At 50.4% G+C, this 6,230-nt stretch carries 5 protein-coding genes and 1 pseudogene; 4 read left to right on the plus strand and 2 right to left on the minus strand.

The features are described from left to right. The 3 genes from AC5E51_RS16030 to AC5E51_RS16040 form a co-directional block, all read left to right on the plus strand. The coding region (locus AC5E51_RS16030) for an EF-Tu C-terminal domain-related protein (RefSeq protein WP_490364192.1) at window positions 1-116 on the plus strand (116 nt) is incomplete at its 5' end. A gap of 334 nt (window positions 117-450) precedes the next feature. Next, complete coding sequence (locus AC5E51_RS16035; protein ID WP_297530269.1) at window positions 451-1,125, plus strand: phosphatase PAP2 family protein; 675 nt, start codon at window positions 451-453, stop codon at window positions 1,123-1,125. Continuing rightward, the gene (locus AC5E51_RS16040; protein WP_297530272.1) at window positions 1,115-1,828 is read left to right on the plus strand and encodes a rhomboid family intramembrane serine protease; all 714 of its coding nucleotides are present in this window, start codon (window positions 1,115-1,117) and stop codon (window positions 1,826-1,828) included. Before AC5E51_RS16035 ends, AC5E51_RS16040 begins: the two co-directional genes overlap by 11 nt. Here the strand turns inward: AC5E51_RS16040 and AC5E51_RS16045 are convergent. Continuing rightward, the gene (locus AC5E51_RS16045) at window positions 1,754-3,661 is read right to left on the minus strand and encodes a hypothetical protein (protein ID WP_491778820.1); all 1,908 of its coding nucleotides are present in this window, start codon (window positions 3,659-3,661) and stop codon (window positions 1,754-1,756) included. The two genes, AC5E51_RS16040 and AC5E51_RS16045, sit on opposite strands and share 75 nt — an antisense overlap. 141 nt (window positions 3,662-3,802) lie before the next feature. Further along, the gene (gene fusA / locus AC5E51_RS16050; protein WP_297530275.1) at window positions 3,803-5,890 is read right to left on the minus strand and encodes an elongation factor G; all 2,088 of its coding nucleotides are present in this window, start codon (window positions 5,888-5,890) and stop codon (window positions 3,803-3,805) included. Between the two features lie 258 nt (window positions 5,891-6,148). Here fusA and AC5E51_RS16055 point away from each other — a divergent pair. Continuing rightward, a pseudogene (locus AC5E51_RS16055) lies at window positions 6,149-6,230 on the plus strand (GTP-binding protein); the annotation flags it as partial.

Consider the following 6,230-nt stretch of genomic DNA (forward strand, 5'->3'; position numbering starts at 1 on the left):
TGACACTGGAAGTGACTCTGATCGCTCCAATCGCGATGGACGAAGGCCTGCGTTTCGCGATCCGTGAAGGCGGTCGTACTGTAGGTGCTGGTGTTGTAGCTAAAATCATCGAATAATCTGACTGGATCAGATTATGACAGCCGGAGGCTGGCCCCTTTGTTTTGTGAGGGGGTGAAGGGCGGGACGCCCGAAGCAATGATCTACCTGCATCGCCTCTGCGGTGTTGTGTCATTGATTTGATTTGTCACTTACATAAGTAAGCTTCTCATCAAATCGATAACACGGCCTTGCAGAGCCTTCTTCGGTAACGCTTCCTCGAAGTGTGCGGTGAAGAAAGGTGTAGAATCAGAAAAAGCCCGCTTCGTGCGGGCTTTTTTGTGCTTATTGTTTGTAGGCCAGTTTTTTCCATGGCGCTGGGCTACAATGCCGTTTTCAGCACATTGAAGTCCCATGCCGTTAAGAAAAAAGTACGATTACCGAATTGCAGATATACGCGTGGGTCGCATCATCACTGGTGTTCTCGTCGCGGTTATCCAGCTCGTGACTTATCAGGTTCTGCACCAGTACAACGCTATACGAATGGAAACTACGGAGTCATGGGATGTCAGTCTGACGTTGGACACCCTACTGCCGCTCGTTCCTGAGTTTGCCTTTATCTACTTTCTTTATATACCGGGCTTAATCTTGCCTGCGCTATTAGAAATGCCGTTCACTTTGTATCTTCGGTATGCATTATCTTTGGTGCTGTCGGTCGTGATTGCGTGTATTTGTTTTGCGTTCGTTCCTCTCAGTATTTCCCATGAGCCGTTTATATGTACTGATTGGCGCTGTTCTGGACTGGACGCGCTTCGTAATCTGGATGCAGGGGTGAATTTATTACCTAGTCTTCACGCTTCGCAGACGTTACTTGCTGCAACCGTTATGTTTGTTGCGAGCCGCAGTTATGGCGTAAGGACGTTCTGGTGGGCGTGGGGATTATTCCTCTACTTACCCATCATCGCTTCAACGTTACTGACAAAGCAGCATTATATTGTGGATCTGCTTGCCGGATTTCTGGTTGGCATCATTACCTGGAAGCTGGCTTTCTGTTTTATCGGTGAAGAGTCCGAGATTGATGCAGCTTAACTTTTTTCGTGCGCTGGTTAACGTACTGACGTTAACCTGGAACCGCATTCGTTCAGGCTTTCTCTCCCACTCCTGGCTCACTATTTTTCTCATTGTCCTTGTCACAGCTTGTATGTTCATTCCTGAGGGTGATCTCTATCTCAGGTTTGAGCGAGATCGCATTATCGAACAAGGGGAGTGGTGGCGTATCGTGACGTCGGTGTTCGTCCATAGTTCATGGGATCATTACACGTGGAATGCGATCGTATTGGGGGCAAGTAGCCTTGTCTGTGAGCAAATCAGTCGGCGTGCGTTCGTGCTCTACTTGCTTACTATGCTGGTTGCGAATGCGGTGTTTAAGCTTTTTATTTACGACTCAGGTCATGTTTCGCTTGGGTTCAGTGGTGTCGCATCAGGTACTTTTGTGTTGCTACTGGTGCTGATTATTGGTGAAGGAGTCCGAACCAGAGATGCCTGGATGGTAGTGGTCACTGCTGCGATACTGGCTGCTTTTTCAGCGCATGAAATCGGATTTATGGGTCAGCAGAGCGGCTGGGAAATGCTGAGTGGCCGCTCCATTGACGCTTTGCCGGGTAAAAAATTTAAGCCAGTACACATCCTGGGAATGTGTACTGGTCTGATTGTCGGTTTAGCTTACCTGTTTGCGACGGCGGTACATGCCAAAGCTGATCAGCGCAAGCAATGCAGCGATAATCCCGAGTGAGTCGTCCTCTTCTTCTTCGAGGTAAACACTGAACTCGTTGTAAGCCATGGCAGGCCCTTCACTCTCGTCATAGTGTGAAACGGTGACAAGATTGGCCGCTATGTTTCCGTCGTATGCTGCATTATCTACGAAAATATCAATACGAACTAAACCGTCTGAAAAATCGCTCTGGTTGGTTACTGTCATACCCGTCGGGAAGGCGATATGGAGAGACTTGTCGGTACAGGTGGTGGTGAAGCTTTCCCCTCTCAGCGACACTGAGGTGGATGACAAACCCGCGAGTACACCGTCATTACAAGTGAATTGAGGGTCGTCATCGCCGTATAAATCCGGATCAGTGGGCAGTATTAACAAGTCCACCGTGAGATTGGTCGCTTCCGGTATGTCGTCCGGTAGTTGCATTCTTAACGGGATGCGTCGGCTGTAAACGGTATTTTTCAGAGACACCAGTTCGACGGCTGTCTCGACGGTGGCACTGGTTGAGTCTTCAAGGCTGAGGCTGCTTTCATCGCTGAAAATGATGCTGCCACCTGCTACCAGAGTGCTCGAATTTTCAGTTGTGAAGTTTAGCGGCCAAGTCAGTGGTGAGCCTGCAGTTACTTTAGCATCAGTATGAGTTGCGGTGATGCTGTTGTCTGCACACTCTGCAATGGCATTGCCATCACCATCCAGTAATCCCTCAGTAAGCAGGGTATCACCTTCACTACAGGTCAGTGGGGTTGGATCAGATGATATGCTGGCTTCAAGGCGAACAAAGTCCTCTTTCTGATTTTCTGGTGGCCAAGCGGTGACCAGGGCGCCATTGCTGCTGCGTGCGATCTCGTAATAGTATTTAGCTGCTTGCGCCGGTGGAATTTCTACATCGGCTGTCACTGCTGGCAGGCCGCTGCTGTCTAGACGTTCCACCGAAATAACAGTGGGTTCCTCCATCGCCATATCGGTGCTGTCGGCTTGTTTGTTGACGATGAAATTAACGTGAGCAACGGGCGTTACTATCTCGTCGGTGGACGATGGGCTCAGTCTTAACGTGCGCTCCTGATCACGATAGATACTGATCAGCGTCTCTGTTCGGAACGGCGCAGTGCTACTTTCACCTGAGGGCAGGTCGCGGGAGAGTGTCTCAACATAAGTAAGGTGATCTGGAATTTCGCTGATCGTCAGTGCTTCACCGCTATCCAGTTGTTGTGTATCCATCCAGATCGTAATAATTTCACCTTCATTCAGCACCCCGTTGCGAGATAAAGTGTCATGGGTGATCACACCAGCATTGAGGCTGACTTCGGTCTCTTCTTCTGTGGGTTCCTCTTCAGCAGGCTCTTCTTCTGCTACCCCGGTGACTGTCACGGTGATGATGGCATAACTAACATCGGTGCCGGTTGTGTATACCTCGAACGTCACCTCTTCAGTGACGCCTTCTTCAAGCGTGCTGAATTCACCGTTGGTATCAAAGGTCACCGATGCGCCTTGATTGTCGGTGGCGATCCCTTTGACTGGGCTACCTTCGACGTAGATCTGACCGTCGGCGGTGATGTCGGTACTGAGGATGGTCACTGTACTGTCGGACGCGACACTGACCGCGTAATTCGGTGTTTCTCCCGACCCATCTCCAGGGTCTTCACAGCTTTGCGGGTCCTGGCAGTCGTCGATAGGAGGGCAGTCTGGTCCATCGCAGGCGGGCGCTTCATTCTCGGGTGGAAGTTCACAGCTCTGATCAAAACATTCATCGGCTATGGGCTCCTGTGGGCAATCGATGCCGTCACAGTCGTTCGCGTGGGCCGACAGGCCATAAAGGCTAATTGCCAGCACAGCGGTGGGGAGGCTTCTTGATATCATTATTAACTTCCTCTGTGATTTGGCGAAATAATAATCAATCTGGCGTTATCTGTCTTCCCCCGTCAGGGTGAAATGTCAGCCAATAAAAAACCCCGCGTGGCGAACCAGGCGGGGTTTTTTCTGCGTTAGCAGTAAGTCAGATTACTTCTCTGCTTTACGTGCTTTCGCTTCTTCCATTACCTTGTCAGCGATCTGCTGTGGGCAAGGCATGTAGTGGCTGAACTCCATAGAGAACTGACCACGACCAGAAGTGATGGTACGCAGGTGGCCGATGTAGCCAAACATTTCAGACAGTGGAACGTCTGCTTTGATGCGAACACCAGTCGTGCCTGGCTCCTGATCTTTGATCATGCCGCGACGACGGTTCAGGTCACCGATAACATCACCCACGTTGTCTTCTGGAGTGAAGACGTCAACCTTCATGATAGGCTCAAGCAGCTGAGCGCCGGCTTTCGGCATTGACTGACGGAATGCACCTTTTGCAGCGATTTCGAACGCAACTGCAGAGGAGTCAACCGCGTGGTAACCACCGTCGAATACGTCGATTTCAACGTCCAGTACTGGGAAGCCAGCCAGTGGACCTTCTTCCATCATGCTCTTGAAGCCTTTCTCAATCGCAGGGAAGAATTCTTTTGGTACGTTACCGCCCACAACAGAGGTGTTGAATACGAAACCTGTACCTGGCTCACCTGGCTTCATGCGGTAATCGATCTTACCGTACTGACCAGAACCACCAGACTGCTTCTTGTGGGTGTAGCTGTCTTCGATCGCTGAAGTGATGGTCTCACGGTAAGATACCTGTGGAGCACCTACTTCCAGCTCAACGCCGTAAGTACGCTTCAGAATGTCGACTTTAATATCGAGGTGAAGCTCGCCCATACCTTTCAGGATGGTTTCGCCTGAATCTTCGTCAGTTTCAACCTGGAACGATGGATCTTCAGCAACCAGCTTACCGATCGCGATGCCCATCTTATCAACTGCGCCTTTGTCTTTTGGCTTAACAGCGATAGAGATTACTGGCTCTGGGAACACCATGGCTTCCAGAGTACATTCGTGCTTAGGATCACACAGGGTGTGACCAGTCTGAACGTTCTTCATACCAACAACCGCGATGATGTCACCGGCCTGTGCTGAAGTCAGCTCGCTCTTATCGTCCGCCTGCATTTCAACCATACGACCGATACGCTCAGTCTTGCCTGTGGCAGAGTTAAGTACGGTATCGCCTTTGTTGATCTTACCGGAGTAGATACGGATAAAGGTCAGGGCGCCGAAACGGTCGTCCATGATCTTGAACGCCAGAGCACGGAAAGGCTCGTCAGCAGATACGATAGCGTGCTCGCCAGTTGGGTTACCTTCTTCGTCGGTCAGATCCTGTGGATCAACTTCCGTTGGGTCTGGCAGGTAATCAACAACCGCGTCCAGAACCAGCTGTACACCTTTATTCTTAAAGGCAGAACCACAGTAGGTTGGGAAGAACTGCAGAGTACGGGTACCTTCACGGATGCAACGCTTCAGATCTTCGATGGATGGTTCTGTACCTTCTTCCAGGTATTCCATCAGCAGGTCTTCGTCTGCTTCCAGGGCGGTTTCGATCAGCTGTTCACGGTACATCTCAACGTCGTCAGCCATGTCAGCTGGAACGTCCTGAATTTCGTAGTTTTCTGGCAGGCCAGAGTCATCCCATACGTAAGCTTTTTTGCTCAGCAGGTCGACAACACCAACGAACTCGTCTTCGGTACCGATTGGCAGAACCATAACCAGTGGCCTAGCGCCCAGTACATTCTTAACCTGATCAACAACGCGGTAGAAGTCTGCACCCAGACGGTCCAGCTTGTTTACGAAGATGATACGGGATACTTCAGATTCGTTAGCGTAACGCCAGTTGGTTTCTGATTGAGGCTCAACACCGCCAGAACCACAGAATACGCCAATACCACCGTCCAGTACTTTAAGTGAACGATAAACTTCAACGGTGAAGTCAACGTGTCCAGGGGTGTCAATAACGTTCAGGCGGTGGCCTGCCCATTCACAGGTAACAGCAGCAGACTGAATGGTAATACCACGCTCAGCTTCCTGTTCCATGAAGTCAGTAGTGGATTCGCCGTCGTGTACTTCACCGGTCTTGTGAATTTTACCGGTCAGCTTCAGGATACGTTCCGTGGTGGTAGTTTTACCCGCGTCAACGTGGGCAAAGATACCTATGTTTCTGTATTTAGAGAGGTCTGTCATAACGTTACTCGGTTAGCAGAGTGAAATTTCGCGCGATAATGTACACGTTTTCGGCGGCGATTTCCTCACACTTTTGCCTGTAAGTCCAATTAAAGCGAAAAAACCTTCACCTGACGCCATTCTGCAGCTCAGCCTGTCTCGAGGTAACGACCTTTGTTGACAGGATTCCGCGCGCGCGTATGATGTCGGCTCTCATACATATATAGTCGGCTCGCCGGCAAGCTTTAGCATAAACCTTACAACCTGAGGGCCAAGACGGTGGCAAAGGAAACGTTTGAACGCTCAAAACCCCACGTAAACGTGGGTACTATCGGTCACGTTGACCACGGTAAAACTACAC

This window comes from Thalassolituus sp. (assembly GCF_984348125.1).